Raw genomic sequence first — 21,228 nt, forward strand, 5'->3', positions numbered from 1 at the left:
TTTCATCCTTATTTTCCGCTTCTCTCTTTTCACTATAAAAACACAGTTTACAAACAGAAACTTCCAGATAAAAGAGAATAAAAAAACCACCCGTAAAGGTAGGTTTAGTATTGTAAGATGGGAAAAACCAGGTATTCTAACGCCTATTAAATTGAGAAACTCCTCATTTTCCCCAAAATAGTATTCTATTAAATCAAAACTCTTATCGTTACCCTTGTCGAATGAATAAGCCAACCTGAATCGCTTTATCTTTACTTTCTCTCATATATGTTTCATTAAAACAGTATAACGGGATACTTAATTCATAATTGCCTATTAATACTGATTCTTTAAAAAAGAAATTTGAGAAATAAAGTTCTCTTAGCGATAGTTTTGCTAAAATCTCTAAATGCTCTTGTGCTTTTATTTCAAATAAACCGTTATGAGGGACAAGGTTATTTTTGATTTTTTTAAAAAGCGCATATTCCTGTTTATCTAACATTTTCTTAAGAAATCTAAATGTTGCCTTCCGCTTACTTGCTAATTCTGGAGAATATATATATACAGGGACTTCCCCATTTTTCTTAAATAGATATCTAAAAAAATCTAAGTACTTTTCTTCTTGATGGAAATAATACTCTTGCGTTTCTCTGTCATTTTTCAAACTAAAAAGTACCATTAAATCATCAAACTCTGCTTCAGTTAACGCTCGATTAAATTGATCAAGATGTCCTGTACAAAATTTTTCATATGCTATTTCTTCATTTTGAATATCTAACCTACCGAATTTACCTATTAATATTTTTTCAGCTTTTGATAACTCTTCAATAAACAAAATTACTTCATTCCACCTTTTTTTAATTCAACTCTTAGTACTTTTCCATCTATGGTAATAGAACTTTTACCTCGTTGTTTAATGCGATTTGACGCAAATCGATATTTGAATGAACTTCTTTGTAATTTAAGTGTTATTTTCTTTTTCTAGATTTGGATTTTCTGATGGTTTAATAACATTCTCACCATCGGACACACTTGTTATGTTAATTGCTAATTCATGCTTATTATACTAGATAGAAGGAATTATTCTTTAAGTTCTTTTTTAATTTCCTCTAGTATCTTTCTTAATTTCTCTCTTGTTTCTGGATTAGTTGGATCTAAAATGCATTCTTCTGGAATATTCGAATGATCTCCATTATAATCGATTTCTTTATCTAATTTAAATAAATCTAATTCAGTAATGCTTTCATCTTCTAACTCACCAAATGCAGCTACAATTCGTATTTCATCATTTCCTTCATCAATAAACGTTAATTTAGAATTATAAGTACCTAACTCTTCTTGATCTGCTAAGTGGTGACAAACTATTTCTAAAATATCATCTGCATTTAATTTGAAATAATGATGCTTTTTATAGTTTTTTTTATCTTTCATTTTAATATTTACCACCTTAAGTATTTTATCAATTATGCCTCGGCATAATTGCGTCCGGAATCGGCTTTGTGCTTGCACAAAGAACTCCTTTCCGATTCCGTGACATTCGCCGGAGGCTTTAACTTCTTTGAGCAGGTGTTTAGACACCCGCTCAAAGAAGTTAAAAAAAGCTACAAACTACCATCCTTTTCCCCAATATCCCAGCCTTTAAAGCAACTCTTTTTATTGTAGGTTTCCAATTTAAACATTGGTTTAACGAATACATCAAGAAGAATATAACACAAGAAGATTTCAGTGGGACTTAAAGAAAATGACCCCGGAACAAATCCCGAAGTCATTTAATCGCAACCTACTGTGGGTTTTTCTTTTCAAGAAAGTTCAGACACTTCCTCTTTTTCTTCTTTTACATATTTACGGATTTCAAAATAATACATGAGGTTTTGTATAATAGCGATCAATAAAATGATTACAATATACCAAAAACGATTCATTGGAATGAAGAACAGCGCGGCAGCTAACGGTAATGCAAAAGAAATGAAAGTATACACCTTTTGCGTTGCACGCTGCGTTACAGTACGCATCATTTCATCCTCTTCTAAGTACTCATTCGGTTTGATTCTGAACATAGATACTTTATGCTGTGGATTTAATTTGTTATGTTGCTTAATTTTATATGCATAAGAAGGCAAATAAATTAGTAAGAGCATTGTAGCGGCAATTAGCAACAAAACATTCTGGCTTGTTATATAAAATTCAAACGCTCCGTCTTTCCCTTTGATCCACTCAGTAGTGAAAGAATGTGTAACGCCATATGCCGCGATAGCTACAATAATAATTGCGCCAATATTCCATAACGGATACTGCACACGTAAATCCTTTTTCATTCCTCTTCTCCCCCTTCTAACCAAAAAAGTTCATCTACTTTGATTTGTAACTCTGTTGCAAGCTTTAGAGCTAATGTGATAGACGGTGAGAACTCCCCTTTTTCTATAAACCCAATCGTTTGCCGCGTCACACCTACGCGTTTTCCTAATTCAGATTGCGAAAAGCTATATCTTGCTCGAAGCTCCCTCACCCGATTATGGAGCATTTCATCACCTTCTTTAAGTTAAGTAATCTAAACATAATGTAACGTAAACTTAACATTATGTCAATGATTTATAACATTTTATTTAAAAGGCGATACAAGCCTTTAACTTGAAGAAAAAAAGCCCACTGCATCAAAATATGCAGTGGGATTTTTCCGTATTAGTGAGGTAAGAATAGTAATTGGAATGCAAATAGGATTGCGAAAACATAAAGTATTGGATGTACTTCTTTCGCTTCACCTTTAACAATTTTCAAAATTGGATAAGTGATAAATCCAAAAGCAATACCAGTTGAAATACTTGAAGTAAGCGGCATGATTAGAATGATTAAGAAAGCAGGGAACGCTTCTTCAAATTTACTCCATTCAATTTCTTTTACAGAACCAATCATTAATGTACCAACAATAATTAGGGTTGGAGATGTAATCGCCGCTACACCAGATACAGCACCAACTAATGGCCCAAAGAACGAAGCAACGATGAAGAGAACAGCAACAGTTAAGCTAGTTAAACCTGTACGGCCACCAGCAGCAACACCAGCTGAAGACTCAACAAATGCTGTTGTTGGACTTGTCCCAAACATAGAACCAAAAGTTGTAGCAAGTGAGTCACCTAACAATGCCTTACGTGCACGAGGTAATTTATCACCCTTCATCAAACCTGCTTGTTTAGCTACACCAACCATTGTACCTGTCGTATCAAAAAGTGTAACTAAAATAAATGAGAATACAACTCCATATAATCCATAAGAAATAACCTGTCCAATTGCTTCAATTGGATTCCAAATTAAAATACCTTCTGGTAAATGAGGAAGAGCTACTACCTTATCAATATGTAATTGATTTGTTAAAGCTGCTGCAATACCAGTGACAATCATACCGATAAATAATGCACCTTTGATATTACGTACCATTAAAATAACAGTAATGAATAAACCAAATAACGTTAAGAGTACACCAGGAGAAGTCAAATCACCGAGCATTACTAGGTTACTATCACTTGCAACGACTACTTTAGCCATACGTAAGCCAAGGAATGCGATAAATAAACCAATACCTGCAGTAATTGCACGCTTTAAATTTTCGGGAATCGTCATTATTAGTTTTTCTCGTAATGGCGTTAAAGATAAAAGAATGAAAATTATCCCTGCCACGAAAACGGCAGCAAAGGCTGTTAAATAATCGATATTACCGCCAGGGGTTAATACGACTGATGTGAAGTATGCATTCAATCCCATACCAGGTGCAATTGCGATTGGATAATTTGCACAAAGCGCCATCCATAATGTACCAATTACAGCGGAAATAATAGTTGCCATAAACACTTGATCAAGCGGCACACCTGCAGCCGATAATATAATCGGGTTGACAATAACGATATATATCATAGTGAGGAATGTAGTCATTCCAGCAATAAGTTCAGTCTTAACATTTGTACCATGTTCCTTCAAATGAAACATTTTAATAGCCTCTTTCTTAAACACGAACAATTTTAACAACATTTAATATAATATTCGCTTATAAAACGAAATGCAATCCTTTTCCTCAAAGTCATTATACTCAAAATTATTTGATTACTTTCGTAAAAATATACTATCCATCATGAAATGGCAAACAGGCGCCCTAGAAACATCCGTTCAGTTTTGCTTAACGTTGAAAAATTAACTGGAGATGGTGAACAATTAACTGCATCGACTATTTCACCCACACTTAATCCAGTTCCTAAAATCAATGAATTGATTGCTAAATCTCTTATACAGCAACATTTGAACAGAACAATGGTATTAATCCTCACAAGCCTATTCACAGTTTTACAGTGGACTGCATTCGCAATGGTGGCGACATTCCCCTTCTTCGTAATCAACTCGGTCATAATGATGTTAAAACGACTTCTTTTTATACAAATATGTCCAATACAGATAGTCAAAAAATATTGACTAATATGGAACAACGACATAAAAAACATTAATGTATAGTTTTATTACTTAAATTAAAAAACCATTTTGATAAATGACTTATCAAAATGGTTTATTTCTATGCTTCTAATGGAATTTTTAAAACTATCTAAGAAAATAGTTATACATTTTGAGTAAAATCTATATTTTCCTATTGTGGATAATCAACCTTAGTAAATGCCTGCCTTTCCTTCCTATTTAGGATTTTACTCCAATAAGTAAAGGATCGTAATAACAATTCAACTGGTCCCAGATTTTAAGGGCTATATGAGCCTGCTTTGAATCTCGCATCTACTGGCCGAAAAAAATGCTGTCTCAGTAGCCTTGTTTCATTAACCTGCTACGTTAGTTGATGAAGTAAAAGATGGGATATCTGCGGAATCCCATCTTTCAAGTAAAGCACCCTTTAATGGAGTTATGTAGGATCATCTATCAGCTCGACTAGTAAAAGAAAAGATGTTTTTCAGGGATTAAAAAATTTACGATAAAATAAATCTCAAGCTATACTGGCTTAAATAAAAACAAAAAGGCTGTTCAATCGGAGAACGTTTTGAACAGCACTCTCCTTATTCCCTAAGCCATTTCAGTTTTACATCATCCTCTAAACAACCGAGTTGATCGAAATGGCTTGCTATAATGGCAAAATACATATTTTCATCTGCGCTTACATCGACTTTACGTAGCGCATCATTAACGATATATGCGGCATCCTTTCCTAGTGCAAAAATTGTGTTGAAGGCACGTACTCGTATATTTTGGTCTAAATCAAACATAGCAAATAACAACTCATCAGTCGGAATAGGCTCACTAAAATGAGCATATGGATCTTCATAAGTAGCACAATAAATTCGCTCTCTTGCCTCTTCAAAGGTATCACCTAGTAATACCCCTCCAGCAAAAATCCCATTATCCGATTGCGAAAGATTAGCCAAATCAATCTCTACAAAGTGCATATCTTTTACAATATAGTATTTGTCATCTAGGTTTAGCGCAATAACATAATCATCCCACGTAGCGACTTCTCCCGGTTCAATATAAACTGCAGGACGATACAGGTATTTTGCTGTCACATCTTTGAAGAAAATCGTCCATTCAGCATAAGGGCTACCAAAACTAGATAAAACTCGTAATGCAAATCTACCTTCTATCTTTATTAGTTCGTCATACACGTAATAGCCTTCAAGATTACCTTCTGTTTGTGCATCATGAAAAACTAACTGCACAATTGACTCGACTGTAAACCCGCCACTCATATCTAATAGAAGCATAAAATTATTTCCTTGTTGCTCAGCATTTAAAATTTTACCATCATGAAGTGATTGTGAAAAAACGGTTTGTGCAGACGGATTAAAGCGTTCGACAATTGCTTCACGCTTTTCATAAACAGCATTACTCTTAGTTGTGAACTTCTCAATTGTCACGTTGCACCATTCTTCAAACTCTTCCATTAAAGTATCATTTCTAAATAAAGTTCGTTCAATAATTCCCAACTGAAACTTTTGTGGTAAGACATCTATATACTCGGCTAAATGCTCATATAAATGATCTTCAAATTCAGCATCGAACTCTTCCTCAAATGGATATGTATGTGCTGCGTTGATTACTTCCTGTCGCTCACGTGTTAAGAAAAACATCATTCCACTCCTTTTAGTTGTATAGCGAAAAATAATGAATAAATATTATAATAGATACTTCCGTTTATTCTTCTAGACTCTAAGGGACTTGAGCTTCAGAATACCTTTAAGTAGTTGATTACTTTATACTTAATTGATGGCGTTGCAAAACTAAAAGGATAGTTCCTATTGTCTTCATTTCGCAAACCTCATCCCTTTATTTCTAAATATATCATTTTTTTAATTGCTATTTCTTATTGAACTAAACGGTCTAAATAATTTCATAATCTGGCCCATTTGTGGTAAAAGAAAAAATTTGAACATATAAGTTAATAGCTCTTCAGAAACTTCGTGAGACTCAGCGATTCTGGAATCACCATATCTGATAATTCAACTATTATATTTATTTTGAAATTCAGTTTAGTCTGTATATACAGTTGATAGCAGAAATTTAAAAATATGGATAATAAGACTATTCATTTATGTAAACAATTATATTATAAATACACAATTTGTAATATAAAGGAATTGGGAGGTAATGAGATGCTATTAAAAAACAAATATTTTAGGCTGTTTATCTTTTCATTTATAGCAATTATAGCAATTGCTATATACAATATTTCATTTCTTAATAGAGTCTTAGAGATTATTTTTGCAGCTTTTCTAATTACCATAATTTCTGATCTTGCTTTTCAAAATAAAAAAATCCGCGACTTTTCATTATTACAGAAAATTTCCCTTGTTGTAATGGCTGTAGGCATATTTATATCAGTTTTCATATTTACCTCCGTGACATAACACCAAAACAAAAACTTCTTTTTGGGGGATTATCATAGTAATCCCTTTTTATTTTACAGACCATCAAGGGGCGAGAAGCGTTTTTAAGATGTATGAGGTGTTTTATATCGTCAAATAATTTAAAAGGCGTGAGTGGCCAATTGCTCTAACAAAGTATCTTGTGCATACGTATCATTATCCCCATACAATGATGCATTACTTGCCGAGGTGCCTTGGAGACCAGAGGAATGATTCAGTAGCATGCGTGGTGTAATCTGTTTGTAACGGTGGTCTTTCATCTTAAAATCAGGTATATATTTCACAATCGGCAAATCTAAATCTACTTTTCCCTCGTCTAGCCGCTGTAAGTACCACTTTGCTCGTTGAACCTATGCCATACATTGTTTTCGAAGTAAGTAGTATAGTATCGGTCTTGTTGTTTTTGCTAGCATACCCTGAGATGACAATCTCTCCATCATCGATAAGCGCATATTGTAAACTTGTAGTGTGGTAAGTTTCTGTTAGCAGCTTGGCTTTCTTAACATCTATTTTCTTACTCACATCAAAAGTAAGATTACTGCTGTTTTTGGTGGTCGTTGTGGCCATTGTAGACACTGGAGCTAGCATCATTTACACGATGATAAAAGCGATTATTGGAGTTCGTTTCCTACCTGTTCTTGTGCCCATCCTCATTTTCATTACCTCTCTTATTTTCACTCTCATCTTCTTCTGCCCTCACCTTTTTTCACCGAAGATGTACTCCCTGTGATGACAATATGAACGGAGTATGAACAAGCAAAAAAAATGCTACTACGTCACATACAAGGTAGCTTGCACATGAGCCGTAGCAAGGAGATAGCGTTTCGAAAATCCGAATTGGACATTTACAAAAAGAATACCTATTACATTAAACAAATGATCCCACTGGATTAGTTTCCAGTGGGATTTTATCATTATTAAATGCTAGATACTCGTTCGATTATTTATCAAGTACCGCAATAAGTGCGGTATGGCGTTGTTGACACTGGCAGTGTGGAGAATTCAACTTGCTCGGTAGAGTATGCATAAGGGTTTGAAAGGACACCCAAAAGCCGTTTCATCACATTGTAGTCGCCTTTGTTCACTGCTGCTTCTAGTGCAGCTTCTACCCTATGGTTTCGTGGGATTATCGCCGGATTACTGTCCCGCATCAACTGATTCGAGGATGCTAGCGATTCCTGTTGTCTGCTAAGCCTAGCTTGCCAGAGCTCATACCATTGAGCGAACTCTTGAGTCCCATATAGGCTAGTTTCCTCCAACATATCTAAAGTTAATGCACGAAAAGTATTGGTATAATCCGCACTGTACTTTTCCATCATACTTAGGAGTCCATTAATAAGAGCTTCATCTTCGGTCTCTTCGTTAAATATCCCGAGTTTGGCTCTCATTCCTTCGAGCCATTTGGATTGGTACAACTCATTAAAACTTGATAGCTGATCTTGTGCCAGTTCGATAGCCTGTTCCAGATTATCATGCAGCAGAGGCAATAAGGATTCAGCAAATCGCGCAAGATTCCAACCAGCAAGAAACGGCTGATTGCCATAGGAATAGCGCCCTTGAGTATCAATGGAACTGAATACTGTTTCTGGATCATAGACATCCATAAAAGCACAAGGACCATAATCGATGGTTTCTCCACTAATGGTCATATTATCTGTGTTCATCACACCATGAATAAATCCAACAAGTTGCCATTTGGCAATAAGCTCAGCTTGACGTGTAATCACTTCCTGAAGGAAAGTAAGATATCGACTTTTATCCATTCCAATATTAGGGAAATGACGCTCAATAGTATAGTCAGCCAAAATTCTGAGTTCCTCTAAAGAGCCCCATTTTGCAATGTATTGAAAGGTACCGACACGTATATGACTAGTAGCTACACGAGTCATAACTGCACCCGGTAGTTCAGTTTCACGGATAACTGACTCACCTGTTGTCACTACTGCAAGACTACGGGTAGTAGGAATCCCAAGCGCGTGCATGGCTTCGCTGATGATATATTCGCGTAGCATTGGTCCAAGTGTTGCTCGACCATCACCCCCACGAGAGTATGGCGTTCTACCTGATCCCTTGAGCTGAATATCAGTTCTCTCACCATTTGGTAGGATGTGTTCACCTAACAGCACTGCTCGTCCGTCTCCCAACATATTAAAATGACCGAACTGATGCCCCGCATAAGCTTGAGCAAGAGGCGAAGCACCTTCGGGAATCTGATTTCCAGCAAGCATTTCTATGCCTTCTTCTTTTTGTAACCCCTGAAAGTTTAAACCTAAGGATGTTGCCAACTCACTATTGAAAATAATCAACTCTGGCGAACTTACAGGAGTTGGGTTGGTGCGGGAAAAAAATGAGTTCGGTAGCTGGCTATAACTGTTGTCAAAGTTCCAACCTGTTTTATTATTTTTTATCATGGTTTCTCCTTTTTTGTCTTTTTATAATCGCTTTTACTTATATGAAGCAATCATAAACATTTTATATAACTTTTAGTTATCTTCATTCTGTATTACGCAATACTTTTCCTTTTTAATGTTTACTGCTACCTATTTATTATACCGTTTCCAGTTCCTTATTTTGTTTATTTTCGGAATTAGTCACTTGAATGTCCATCACAAATTTTTTTAGCATTAACCTTAATATTGAAATTCTTCATTTGAAATAAGAAAAACTTCCAACTTAGTTTAGCAAACAAAGATCAATAGATACTCAGTTCTGAGTATTATTTTCTGTGATAAAAAGACGTTTCAATACCATATTAAGAAGGAACCAGAAAGAAGGTGTATTCTGAAGAGTTAGTGAGCTTGATAAATTAGTTACTGAAAATAAATAAAAAATAGGAGGTCTTTATTTGGAATATCAACGTGCACAAGAAATTGTTGCTTCACCATCGGAATTCGAAGTGAGCTATAACGGTGTTTCTGTATGGATTGATAAGCTACATGATGATGGAAAATTAGCAACCGTCCATTTAAGACATTCATTAGAAGAAAGATCCGAAGTAGATATCTCAAAATTAAAAGAAGAATATCCAGTATAATAACAAAATGATCCCATTGGATTAGTATCCAATGGGATTTCCTAGTTACATAATTAACTATAGATTGTGAAACTAAAAAATTTATGATATTCACCATCTTATTTCAGAAGAATTTTTCTATTTCCGCTTCATCTTTAATTCAATTATTTCTTCTTGACTTCCCCATTTAACAGTGACTGGAATTGCCTCATCATCACGAATAAGCGAACCTTCTAAACATCATTTAATGTATCACAACCCTACGCTTGAACTTTCCTACATATAAACTCCACAGTTCTGCAGTTAGTTTTGCATCCCCTAATGCGTGATGACGTTCCACTACTGAAATACCGTTTTTATCACATAAAACCTCTAGTTTCACATTGTTTGATTTTAGCATTGTACTCTTTGGACACTTCCTTTTCCCCCTTTAAATTGAAGAAACTGTACTAAAACTTGAGAAATTAGGTGCTTCTTTTATTTGATCGTTTGTGATGCCAGTAAATTGAATAATTTCCTGGGGAATGTTTTGATCAATATACAAGTGAGTAGAACGCCCGTTCTATTTGGATAGTTTCTCCACATATTTAAATTGCAACAATTGAGAGTATTCCGCCTCCCTTTTCAGGTAAAAAGCCTGTTGTTTCAATATCAAAAACAACTACATTTAATTCATGCAAAGGTATAATTAGTGCTTTTTCTTTATTTCTTTCTGCGAATGTCTAAGATAAGCCATTTGCTGTGAATTTTGTATATCATTTAAGCTGCCAATAATTCGTTTCCCGAAGTTTTTCTATATTTAAGTCCTATGTATCCATATAAGCATTCCACTCGAAATAAAGCCAGACGGTATTTTAGTTGCCGAATGCTCTAAAAACCCTCTATAGATTTCTTAGTTGAGAGATGATTTTTCATTGGATATTTATGTTAATATCATAATAAAGGTTGGGGACGAAGCTGAATAGAGAGATATGGAGGGGAATATGGCGAAAAAACAGCATTCAAACAAATGGTTTATTTTATTAGATTTGATTTTTTATGCAGCATCACCATATATTATATGGAATTTTGGTAGGGAACCTTTTGGTGATTACGTAGCAATGCTGGTTTCAACTATTCCGGGAATTGTTTATACCCTTTACCTTTTTATTTTAGATAAGCAGTTTAACATAACAGGTTTATTTATTTTAGGCTCATTAGTACTAGGCACGACGGTGGATCTCCTATCAGGGTCAGCAGAGCAAATGATTTGGAATGGTGTATATATAAATCTTTTTTATTCATTTCTTTATTTTGTTGCACTAGTGATTAAGCATCCTTTTTCTTTATACTTTGCTGTTGATTTTGTATATTTACAAGGTTATGAACGAAAGGACAGTAGAGCATTATATTATCAAAAAGGAATCTTTAATTGGTTTCAATTTATTGAAGTTATCTTTATTATCAGAGGACTTTTTATGGCAGGTTTAACCGTATTCCTGCTTAAAAATTATGGGATTGATGGCTATGGTGAAATGTTGATATATAAGCAAATCTCAGGTTATTATACCTAATTCCAATTGCCTAGTCTACCAATGTTCGTTAAATCTGTCTTTTGCGAACAATGGATTGTTTTGAACTTAGCACTCTTTTGCTTATCTAGTAAATGTGCAATAGATGTAAATTTCATTCTCGGATCAGATTTTGCTAATTCTGCTATCCTTAATAGTTTTGTTTCCATTTATTATCCCTACCTCTGCGTGTAGTAAATGTATCCCTAGTAAGGGTGGTAACTTGGTAGCAGCCTTTCCTCCATCGGCATTACCCAACTTCATTGGTACTACACTGCTATCCGACTCCCTACAACAGCATTTGGTTTCCTTGCTTATTATCGCTTGTACACCATACGTATCATATCAATGTGTGACGTGCCTAGGTCTCTGACTCCAGAGAGGTTCTACCCTTCTTGCCTTTAACGATGGATAAAATATAGCTTTCTGCTGGGCTTAAAGTATCAGCCCTCTCAATTTACTAACATTATGGAGCTCACCCCCTTCAAACATTCGGCTTTTCGACCCGCCACCTAACTGTATACGCTTAAAGGCTAATGTTACCAGTAGTCCTCCAAGACTCGTTACGAGTGAATGGCTAGTTCTTTCTCGACGGGAATCCCACCCGCTATATTATACGACCTAGGCTCGGCCGCACAACGTTAGTAATAGGTAAGCATTTGAAGTTATCTCCAGCTTTTCCCCTACTCCACACGGAACGTGCCAGTTTCCAAGCATACCGCGTTCCATCTAGCGATGGTATTATTAATTATAAGTTTCAAGTTACTCTTGTTGATTTGGGTTATTTGATTATTTCTAGCTCACATTTTTCTCGATATTTATTGATTTTTTCTAACATCGATTCAGTGATGCCCAAAGTTTTTATGAGTGTATTCGCCTTAATTTTGTCGGTCATATGGATTAATTCATGTATCTCTCTTTGGAGAATACGTAGATTATTGAATTTGTCGCTTCCACCAAGATACTTAGGTATATAATGGTGACAGTAGACATTTTGTGCTTGTAGGAACATGCCAGTTATTTCACATTTTCCTTTTTTCATACTGTATCTACTAATCCGATTATCCATATATTCGACACTCCGTGTCGATATTTTTGATTCCATTAACAATACTATTTCCTGTCTTATATCTTTACTCAACCGTGTGGATATTTGCACTCGACCTTCTTCGGTAAATGGGGTTATACTTTGAGTAAAGCCAATCACATTTTTAGTTTTGATGATTCCGAGAGGAAAGAGGTATATCCCGGCGATTTTATAAGTTTTAGAGCCTAAGCCATAGAACTTTTTATACACAGGTGGAGGATTGTTAGGATGTTCATATTTACCAACGGGTTTAAGACGATTGTACATAGATGCACCTATTTCATAGGCAAGTCGTGAGAACGCTAAGTTGACGTGAGTAGCTCTGCTAAAATAATTGTGTAACCCTAAGACAAAACTATTAAAGCGCATAGCATTTTGAGTAGTTGGCGATGTTCGGAGTATTTCTATTCGTTTCTTTGCATCCGCCTTAATTTTCTGCATCTTTTCAGCTTTGACAAACGTATGTGCAACTCGCTTTATTCCTTTACGATTGGCACGTATTGTGAAACCAAGAAACGCAGACTCATTCTTGCGCAGATTAATAATCTTCGATTTTTCTGGTGAAATATCAAGTTTTAAACGTTCTTTTAAAAATAATTTAACTGCATGATACCACTTTTCGGCAGTTTTCCAGTCTCGACAGATGATTTTAAAGTCATCAGCATACCTAACTATGTAGCCTTCTTTTAAGTGAGTTCGATTCTTTGCAAGAAGTTGACCTCTAGTTTTAAGTGATTTATGGAGGGGAAATAGTTCCCATTGGTCCGCAATCCACTGGTCCAATTCATTTAGTACAATATTAGACAATAACGGTGAAAGTAGGCCACCTTGTGGAGAACCCTTTGTCGGAATACCTTCTCCATCCACTTCAGCCTTTAGCATTTTGGATATACAGGCAAGGACCTGTCTATCCCGAATACCTAAATTCCATAACTGCTTAATAAGCAAGGTATGATTGATATTATCAAAGAACCCTTTTATATCCACATCTACAACGTAGTGGAGTTTCGACCGATTAACTAGAAATTGAATTCTTGCCATCGCATGATGAGTAGACCGTAAAGGTCTAAACCCATAGCTATGATTATAGAAATGAGCCTCTGCAATAGGCTCTAACACTTGTTTAAAGCACAGTTGTATGATTCTATCCAGAATGCATGGAATACCTAATGGTCGCATCTTGCCATTATCTTTTTCGATTAGTTTACGTCTGACTTTCTTTGGACGATAATTTTTCAGCTTACTTTGTATTTCTTCTACTAAATCGTTCTCTGATCGTTTCTCTATGTCTACAATAGTTTTACCATCTGTTCCAGGGGTCTTCGACCCTTTATTTGACTTGATTGTTCGATACGCTAATAAAATATTGTTCCTCGACGTGATGATGTCGTATAGCAGATGGAATGATTCTTTATTTTTGGCTCGTTGATGTAAGTCTGTAAAGGTGTCTGTCATCCCGTAATAATCCCAATATCGTAGAGCTTGCACTGTGGCATCATTCCTCTTTGAAGTGATGTTCCCACGTTCTTACCCGACCGGTGCAATGCACAGTTGAAAAATAATTATTACTTATCGCTAGACTTGGGGCTGTTCCTCCAACTCCATTACAGAGGTCTCACTGGTCGTACCCCTACCCTCATAAGGACAAATGCATTTCGCCATATCGCTTATAGCAACCGTTTCGGGTGACAGCCCTTGAGACAACGTTCCTTATTTTCCAAGTCCCTTATAACCTAGCTATATTTCTTCTAAACTTAGGTGCTTCCTGTAAGCCTGTGAGCTGGATACCGCCATTGTTCGGTATAACGTGTTTCATAGAAGCAATTTTTACTCCACGTCACTCACTCCATCGTTGGATGGTACACAAGTTTCCTTATGCTCTAACTTTAGACCCGTACATCCGGAAGTTCGTCTGTTCTTTTCCACAAGAAAATTCTCACCATATTTAGTTTTTCAGCCATCCGGCATATCCATTGGCATACCTTTTCCGTGAGGAGTGGCTTCAGCCTTTGTTCTGCCGACTTCACCTGAGCTTCAGACCCCATAATCTGTCCCTTATGACGCATGCAGGAATCTTAATGGGATAGTTTCAAAATACATGGTTTTATCATTTCTATCCTCAGTTATAAAGTTAGGATTCCCCAAGGAATCCTTTGTTTTTTCACACATTAGTGCTTATAACAAAACTTGTCGCGCTGCTTCGTTAGTTAAAGTACTTTTCTTCACAATCTTTCTAGTGATATTAACAAAAACATTCAAAAAGATCTTACCTCTAGAAATCTATAGCGGTGAGATGATTTAAATCAAACTACCCCCTTACTCTTTTGTTTTCGTTTTCCTGTAATTGGTCTCTTCCTTTATCAACAACATATGCCGAATGACTTCCTCGTAATTTAAAGCTTACTTTCATTTTCGTCAACCTCCGTATTTTTTTCAAAACATTGTGATTAGAATTTCCAAAGCCGTTTAATAGGTTTTATAAAATTTATAATATAGTTACTCATGCTGGTTAAAAATAATATTCTTGGGAAATAATGAAATGAGGAGGTTTAAAAAGATGAACAAAGTTATTCAACCAACACATATATATTGTTTATTATTCTTATCCTTCAGTTTTTTAGCACAATTCATTTTAATTCCCACAATGTTTTCTGAAGTCGAACGTGAATCATGGATTAGTGTATTAGTAAGTTTAATACCAACATGTCTTTTAGCCATACTTATTTCAAGAATTACTGCCTCATTAAATAATTTTTCTTTCCCTTATTTTATATCTAATTATTATAATAAATCTCTTTATTTGATCATACTTACTTCATATATTGTATATCTGCTTTCGTCAACTTTTATAACACTTAAATTCACCATGATTTGGGTCGATGAAAATTTTGTCTCAGAATATCCTTACTTCATAACAGTTATCTTATTTATAATTTTGTGCTTTTACGGCTCACTAAAAGGTATCAAAACCATTGCCATTCAGTCTTTGATTATTGGTGCCCTATTCGTTGTATTATTTGTACTACTGAATTTAGGGAATTCGATTAGTAATGAATATGAGCTTATTTTACCAATAAAAATAAGTGGTATTACTTCAATTCTATGGGGAATATTATACATATGTATTGGTATTTTAGAGTTTGGATTTATTTTAATTATTTTAAATGGCTATCTAAAAGAAAGGCTAAAAACTAAAGGGATTATAGCTTTATCTACAATATTGGTTGTATTAGTTTTAATAACAATTGTGACTACTATATCAGAATTCGGTATTTATATAACGAAAAAAATGACATTTCCCATTAATGAACAATGGAGAGTTTTGTCATTTGGTAAATATTTCACAAGAATGGATTCCTTATCAATTTTCCAAATTTTATCTATGTCGTTTATTCGTGTTAGTTTATTTATGTATATAATATCTTCATTTTTTAAAAATCGAAATTTTATTTTATTCATTTTATATTTAAGTTTAACTATAGGATTACTAATTCCTTGGTCAGTTTCTAATTTTTTATCATTCTTAAATAGGGTTTACCTTCCCTCTATTTTTGTGTTCTTACTCATTTTCATTATTGTTACCTATGTACTATTAAAAGTTAAAGGGGGACAAAAAATTGACCGGAAATAGTAATAATAAAGATATTCTTTGCAAGGAATTAAGTGAACAATCAGATATAACAATTAGCAATAAATTTTATATTTATAATCAATACAAACAAGAAGTAATTTTTATATATTGCGCTAGCTTAATTGATAGTATTCTTTACTTTAATTCTTTATTACCAAACATTAGACATCTTGCTGAAAAAGGGCATTTGAGTGACGTGAAAATAATAAATCGATATTTAGAAGTTAGAGAAATAAATGACTTCATTACAAAATTAGGTGAAATAAACAGGGGTATTTTTACAGGTTTGTTATATTTTTATCATGTTCAATCTGATAAATTATATTCAATCAATATAGCTAAACTCCCTGAACGATCCATTGAAGAATCAAATATGGAAGTTTCATTAAGGGGACCACGAGATGGATTTGTTGAAAATATAGATACTAATCTTTCTTTGATACGAATGAGATTAAAAAGTAATAATTTATTAAGTAAAGAATACTCTCTTGGAAATACAAGTAAAACAAAAGTTCTACTACTTTACATTGACAATATTATCAAACAAGACGTTTTAATTAATGTTCAAAAAAAATTAAATAATATAAAAGTAGATAATATTGCAAGTAGTTACCATATCGAAGAATTACTTTACGATAAGACATATACCCTCTTCCCTCTCCTTGATTATACTGGCAGACCAGATTTTGTAGTAAATTCACTCAATAAAGGTCGTTTTGCAATACTGGTAGATGGAAACCCAAGCTGTTTAATTGGCCCAGTGAATTTACTACTTACTTTGAAAGCTCCAGAAGACGATCAAACAAGTTTCTTATCTGTGAGTTTTTCCCGTATGTTAAGAGTGACATCTTTATTGACAAGTATTTTTTTACCTGGTTTATGGATTGCACTAACTGTCCATCAGCTTAACCAATTGCCTTTTCCCTTATTAGTATCGATATCTGCATCTAAAATTGGTTTACCAGTATCTTCTGCGTTTGAGATTCTGATCATGCTCATCTTTTTTGACCTCTTTCGAGAAGCTGGAGTACGTTTACCAAAAGCTGTCGGTCAAACTGTTGCTGTCTTAGGAGGATTAATAGTTGGTGATGCTGCAATTAGAGCAGGTTTTACGTCACCATCAACATTAGTAATTGGAGCCCTTACTGTCATTTCTAGTTACACATTAATTAATCAAAATATATTAGGGAATGTATTTTTATTAAGAGTTGCTGTGTTAATTACCGCTACCTTTTTTGGGATGTATGGATTTGTATTAAGTGTTCTATTCTTTTTAACCTATATCTCCTCATTAGAAAGTTTTGGACATCCTTACCTTTCCACTTTGTATAAAGTAAACGTTCCAAATCTTATTAAAGGTTTCTTAAAAATGCCATTCAAAATAACAAATAGAGATTGATTGTATGTCCAATTTTTTCAGAAGGCAGGAGTTAGCGTATGTCCAATTTCTTTATTTTCATGTTGAAAGCAACCCTTTTTTTACAATTAATATTTTTATTAGGGGGTTGTTTAGGTACAAAAGAAATTCAAAGTGAAATTTATATAACTGCTATTGGGATAGATTATTCTAATAATAAATATAATTTATACTTCCAAGCAATAGGCTTTAACAATGTTGCGGGCTCAGATCCAGGAATTGCATCTGAACCCACACCAATTGTTAATGGACATGGAGAAGGTGAAACTATCCAGGAAGCTATAGATGATATTGAAAAACATTCTGTTAATCCTTTATATTATGGGCATATACAAAACATCTTTATTTCCAAAAATATTTTGGATGGGCATTTGCAGAATGTTTTAGATTTTTTAAGTAGGAACTATTATTTTCGTTACAATACTTTGGTTTATGGATATGAGGATAATATTAAAGAAATAATGAATGTACATGGTTTTTTTCACAAACCCCCTACATTAACATTTCCTTATGATCCAAAAGAACAATTATTCTTTAATTCATTTATCTCAACTAGAACTGTACAAGACATTATTAAAAGATTTTACGAGCCAGTTGGATCTATAATGGTTCCTACAATAGAGATTAGAGATGATTATTGGATGGAAAATAATCATACAAAAAAAATATTATCTATTAATGGGGCATACTTCCTTTCCAATCAAAAATTGAAAGGATGGATAAAAGAGGAGGAACTTTCCGGACTAGATTGGTTTAATAAAGACTTTAATAACATGAAGCTATCAATTAAAGATAAATCGGTATCTTTGTTTATTGATAATATAGATTATCGTATAAAAGTATCAGGAGAAATAATTCCTAAATACATTATAAATTTAGAAATAGAGGCATCAATCAGAGAAAATCAAAAGAATCTTGAAAATGAAATAATTGAGAATGAAGTGAAAGATATTATTTTAACACAGTTTCAAAAGACATTTACGAGAGGATTAGAAATCAATGCTGATATCTTCAATTTTTCAGAGAGAGCTTATCGTTTTAAATCTCGAACTTGGACTGAGGAAGAATTAAATACTATCACTAAAGATTCTATTGATAAAATCAATATAAATATTTTTATAAAAGACAATGGTGCTAAAAAATCATAATACTCAGGGGTTTATATTTTTTCTGAAAAGTAAAGTAACCCATACAATAAAGTATTTTACAGTTATTTATGGCCTTTAGGCAAAAGTCTTAGCCCCTTCTATAATTGTCCTTATTTTTGTATTGTATAAATCCAGATGACTATCCTCCTTATTGAACTAACCTGCTCGTTAGTTCAATAAGAAAAAGGCTTCACTCTTTCGTGAAGTAAAGCACTCCGTTAGTTTAAGTGTACTGTTTCACAAACTTTCATAACGAATAATTTCTGTTCTTTTTACTATTTTATAGGTCTTTCAAAAATCAATTCATAGTATGACCCTACTCCAACTCCTGAAGTTGCAAAGTCAGGAGAGAAAATTTGAACAAAACGCCAGCCTTGATTTGCGTGATTTTTAATTACTTCTCGATAGTCTTCATGAGGTTTGCCAGATAATTTTTTAAACTCTATTTTTATAAACTTGTATTCATACATCTATTTCTCTCCCTTTTGATTATGCGTCGTAAATAGAATAAGGATGTGTTTAATTTAACTATTTTTACGATTTGAATTGGAGAAAGTTTCAATTTGGAACAATTTTGTTCAACTAAACTCCCTCTATAAACATTGAGGTATCAACGAATTTCATCACTTCGTTATGTAGTGAAAATATTTTTCCATCTCTTTTTAAACATATAATTGAATTTATAGTTTTTATTACTAAATTAAGAGTACGCTTCGCTAAAACTAATGAAAATCATTAGCTTTTTTTCCTTGATGTGATGCACAATGGACCTCTGCGATACTTATGTTGAAGTACCCTCTACATAAAATCAGAAACTATAATTAGTTACATACTGTCTATTAATTCTACCGAATATAATCGAGTAGGAGGGAGTGATTAACTCCCGACCTCTCACACCACCGTACGTACGGATCCGTATACGGCGGTTCAATTAAGATGAATAACGCAAAGTTTCGTAACGAACTTGCAGACTTTTCAGCCCTTGGCTTTCCCAATAGGAATTGCCAAGGGTTCTGTGTAATATGGGGCTTTTTGAGATGCGCCAGTATCCTTTTCGGGTATTTCCCCATTCGTATGCTTTTCCGTATGGAACTTTTAAACGAATGAGATTTCTGACTCTGGTTCGGGGTTTCTTCCAATTCTTCCAAAGACACATTCGTAACCTTCTTTTAATCCAACTGTCTAATTTACTGAATGCCGAAGGTGTATCTGCGAGCGCAAAATATCCACACCATCCAATTAGATATTGGTTTAATTTCTCGATACGATATTCCATTGGAAATGGCATCTTTCTAGAGGTAATTTCTCGTATTTTCTTCTTCATTCGTTGAAGGCTTGTTTTCGCCACTCGAACTTTTGGTTCTTTATTGTGTGAAAAACTAAAACCCAAGAATTTTCGATTCCACGGTCGGTCTACCGCTGATTTGGACTCATTCACTTTCAAGCGTAGTGTTCCTTCGACGAATCGCTGTACGCTTGCTATTGTACGCTCTCCCGCACGTTTACTTTTCACATAGATATTGCAGTCGTCTGCATAGCGAACGAATTTATGACCACGTTTCTCTAATTCTTTATCCAACTCATCTAACACGATATTAGAAAGAAGTGGACTTAATGGTCCACCTTGCGGTGTTCCTTCCTCTGTACTTGAAACAACTCCATTTATCATGACACCTGCTTGGAGATATTTACGGATAAGTTTTAATAATGATTTATCATGAATTCTTTTTGCTAATGTTGCCATTAAGCGGTCGTGGTTGACCTTATCAAAGAATTTCTCTAAATCCATATCTACAACCCAACGATATCCTTCCTTCATATAACCCTTCGCTTTTCGGACTGCGTCATGAGCACTCCGATTTGGTCGGAATCCATAACTGTTGTCCGAGAAAGTTTGGTCATATTCCTTTGATAATATCTGCGATATAGCTTGTTGAATCAAACGGTCTGTCACGGTTGGGATCCCTAATAGACGCACACCGCCGTCTGGTTTCGGGATTTCGACACGACGTACTGGTTGCGGTTCATAGGTTCCCGTTAGAATTTGAGCTTTAATAGATTCCCAGTTTTCGAGGATGTGCTGACGTAAGGTTTGTACGGGCATCATGTCTACTCCATGGCTTCCTTTATTCGCTTCCACTCGCTTTAATGCTTGTATCATATTCGGACGTGCTAGAATTTGATTCAACATCACCATTTCGTTCCTTTCCGTGAATAGCTTGTCTTCTTATGCCCACCTGAACTACACCCTCCGCAAATACCCTCATGGACTTCACCATTACTTTCTAAGCGTGAGGTCTCTGTTTTCTGTGTTCATTCATTCAAGATGGAATGCCAAGGGCTATTCTCTCTTAGTTGTTCAGTCCTTCCGATTAGTTCTAGACCCAATCGTACTATGACCTCTGCTGACTTCTGATGGTTCAGCTACTTGTCACCAAGTAGGTTATGAAGGGTACTTCACGTTTCCATCAGACCTCCCCGGGTAAGCGTATGCACTTTCA

The 21,228-nt window shown here is 34.6% G+C and carries 17 protein-coding genes; 5 read left to right on the plus strand and 12 right to left on the minus strand.

The features are described from left to right. Positions 1 to 208: 208 nt before the first annotated feature. The 8 genes from ACZLO7_RS13435 to ACZLO7_RS13470 form a co-directional block, all read right to left on the minus strand. Positions 209 to 814 carry a hypothetical protein gene (locus ACZLO7_RS13435; protein WP_464937538.1) on the minus strand — a complete coding sequence of 202 codons (606 nt, stop codon included), beginning with the start codon at positions 812 to 814 and terminating at the stop codon, positions 209 to 211. A 245-nt stretch (positions 815 to 1,059) separates the two neighbouring features. Next, positions 1,060 to 1,488, minus strand: a complete 429-nt coding sequence (locus tag ACZLO7_RS13440) for a hypothetical protein (RefSeq protein WP_464937537.1) — start codon at positions 1,486 to 1,488, stop codon at positions 1,060 to 1,062. Positions 1,489 to 1,778: 290 nt separating this feature from the next. After that, complete coding sequence (locus ACZLO7_RS13445; protein ID WP_464937536.1) at positions 1,779 to 2,294, minus strand: hypothetical protein; 516 nt, start codon at positions 2,292 to 2,294, stop codon at positions 1,779 to 1,781. After that, entirely contained in the window at positions 2,291 to 2,500 is a 210-nt protein-coding gene (locus tag ACZLO7_RS13450; RefSeq protein WP_464937535.1) for a helix-turn-helix transcriptional regulator, read from the minus strand. The genes ACZLO7_RS13445 and ACZLO7_RS13450 overlap by 4 nt, the downstream gene beginning before the upstream one ends. Positions 2,501 to 2,658: 158 nt before the next feature. Then, positions 2,659 to 3,957, minus strand: coding sequence for an NCS2 family permease (locus ACZLO7_RS13455; protein ID WP_464937534.1), 1,299 nt, complete (start codon positions 3,955 to 3,957; stop codon positions 2,659 to 2,661). Positions 3,958 to 5,018: 1,061 nt separating this feature from the next. Next, positions 5,019 to 6,089, minus strand: a complete 1,071-nt coding sequence (locus tag ACZLO7_RS13460) for a DUF4085 family protein (protein WP_511261339.1) — start codon at positions 6,087 to 6,089, stop codon at positions 5,019 to 5,021. 893 nt (positions 6,090 to 6,982) lie between these two features. Then, a complete protein-coding gene (locus ACZLO7_RS13465) occupies positions 6,983 to 7,165 on the minus strand; it encodes a serine hydrolase (RefSeq protein WP_464937707.1) in 183 nt (60 codons plus the stop codon). A gap of 663 nt (positions 7,166 to 7,828) precedes the next feature. Beyond that, the gene (locus ACZLO7_RS13470) at positions 7,829 to 9,292 is read right to left on the minus strand and encodes a protein adenylyltransferase SelO (protein ID WP_464937532.1); all 1,464 of its coding nucleotides are present in this window, start codon (positions 9,290 to 9,292) and stop codon (positions 7,829 to 7,831) included. A gap of 434 nt (positions 9,293 to 9,726) precedes the next feature. Between ACZLO7_RS13470 and ACZLO7_RS13475 the strand changes: the two genes are divergently transcribed. Together ACZLO7_RS13475 and ACZLO7_RS13480 are read left to right on the plus strand one after the other, a co-directional pair. Continuing rightward, positions 9,727 to 9,915, plus strand: coding sequence for an H-type small acid-soluble spore protein (locus ACZLO7_RS13475; RefSeq protein WP_464937531.1), 189 nt, complete (start codon positions 9,727 to 9,729; stop codon positions 9,913 to 9,915). A 962-nt stretch (positions 9,916 to 10,877) separates the two neighbouring features. Continuing rightward, positions 10,878 to 11,447 carry a VC0807 family protein gene (locus ACZLO7_RS13480; RefSeq protein ID WP_464937529.1) on the plus strand — a complete coding sequence of 190 codons (570 nt, stop codon included), beginning with the start codon at positions 10,878 to 10,880 and terminating at the stop codon, positions 11,445 to 11,447. Here ACZLO7_RS13480 and ACZLO7_RS13485 read toward each other — a convergent pair. Both ACZLO7_RS13485 and ltrA (ACZLO7_RS13490) read right to left on the minus strand, forming a co-directional pair. Next, entirely contained in the window at positions 11,444 to 11,614 is a 171-nt protein-coding gene (locus tag ACZLO7_RS13485) for a hypothetical protein (protein WP_464937528.1), read from the minus strand. The two genes, ACZLO7_RS13480 and ACZLO7_RS13485, sit on opposite strands and share 4 nt — an antisense overlap. Before the next feature lie 611 nt (positions 11,615 to 12,225). Beyond that, positions 12,226 to 13,986, minus strand: coding sequence for a group II intron reverse transcriptase/maturase (gene ltrA, locus ACZLO7_RS13490; RefSeq protein WP_464941439.1), 1,761 nt, complete (start codon positions 13,984 to 13,986; stop codon positions 12,226 to 12,228). 1,102 nt (positions 13,987 to 15,088) lie between these two features. Here ltrA (ACZLO7_RS13490) and ACZLO7_RS13495 point away from each other — a divergent pair. Genes ACZLO7_RS13495 through ACZLO7_RS13505 form a run of 3 tightly spaced genes read left to right on the plus strand, consistent with a single transcriptional unit; the run spans position 15,089 to position 18,727 of the window. Continuing rightward, complete coding sequence (locus tag ACZLO7_RS13495; RefSeq protein WP_464941422.1) at positions 15,089 to 16,162, plus strand: GerAB/ArcD/ProY family transporter; 1,074 nt, start codon at positions 15,089 to 15,091, stop codon at positions 16,160 to 16,162. Further along, positions 16,149 to 17,561 (plus strand): spore germination protein, encoded by a 1,413-nt coding sequence (locus tag ACZLO7_RS13500; protein WP_464941424.1) that lies wholly within the window; start codon positions 16,149 to 16,151, stop codon positions 17,559 to 17,561. The genes ACZLO7_RS13495 and ACZLO7_RS13500 overlap by 14 nt, the downstream gene beginning before the upstream one ends. A gap of 38 nt (positions 17,562 to 17,599) precedes the next feature. Continuing rightward, positions 17,600 to 18,727 carry a Ger(x)C family spore germination protein gene (locus ACZLO7_RS13505; protein ID WP_464941425.1) on the plus strand — a complete coding sequence of 376 codons (1,128 nt, stop codon included), beginning with the start codon at positions 17,600 to 17,602 and terminating at the stop codon, positions 18,725 to 18,727. A gap of 275 nt (positions 18,728 to 19,002) precedes the next feature. Here ACZLO7_RS13505 and ACZLO7_RS13510 read toward each other — a convergent pair whose 3' ends face one another. Together ACZLO7_RS13510 and ltrA (ACZLO7_RS13515) are read right to left on the minus strand one after the other, a co-directional pair. After that, entirely contained in the window at positions 19,003 to 19,197 is a 195-nt protein-coding gene (locus ACZLO7_RS13510) for a DUF4177 domain-containing protein (RefSeq protein ID WP_464941427.1), read from the minus strand. A 461-nt stretch (positions 19,198 to 19,658) separates the two neighbouring features. Then, positions 19,659 to 20,921, minus strand: coding sequence for a group II intron reverse transcriptase/maturase (ltrA, locus tag ACZLO7_RS13515; protein WP_511261422.1), 1,263 nt, complete (start codon positions 20,919 to 20,921; stop codon positions 19,659 to 19,661). Positions 20,922 to 21,228: the final 307 nt, after the last annotated feature.

Source organism: Viridibacillus sp. d25.2 (assembly GCF_055456015.2).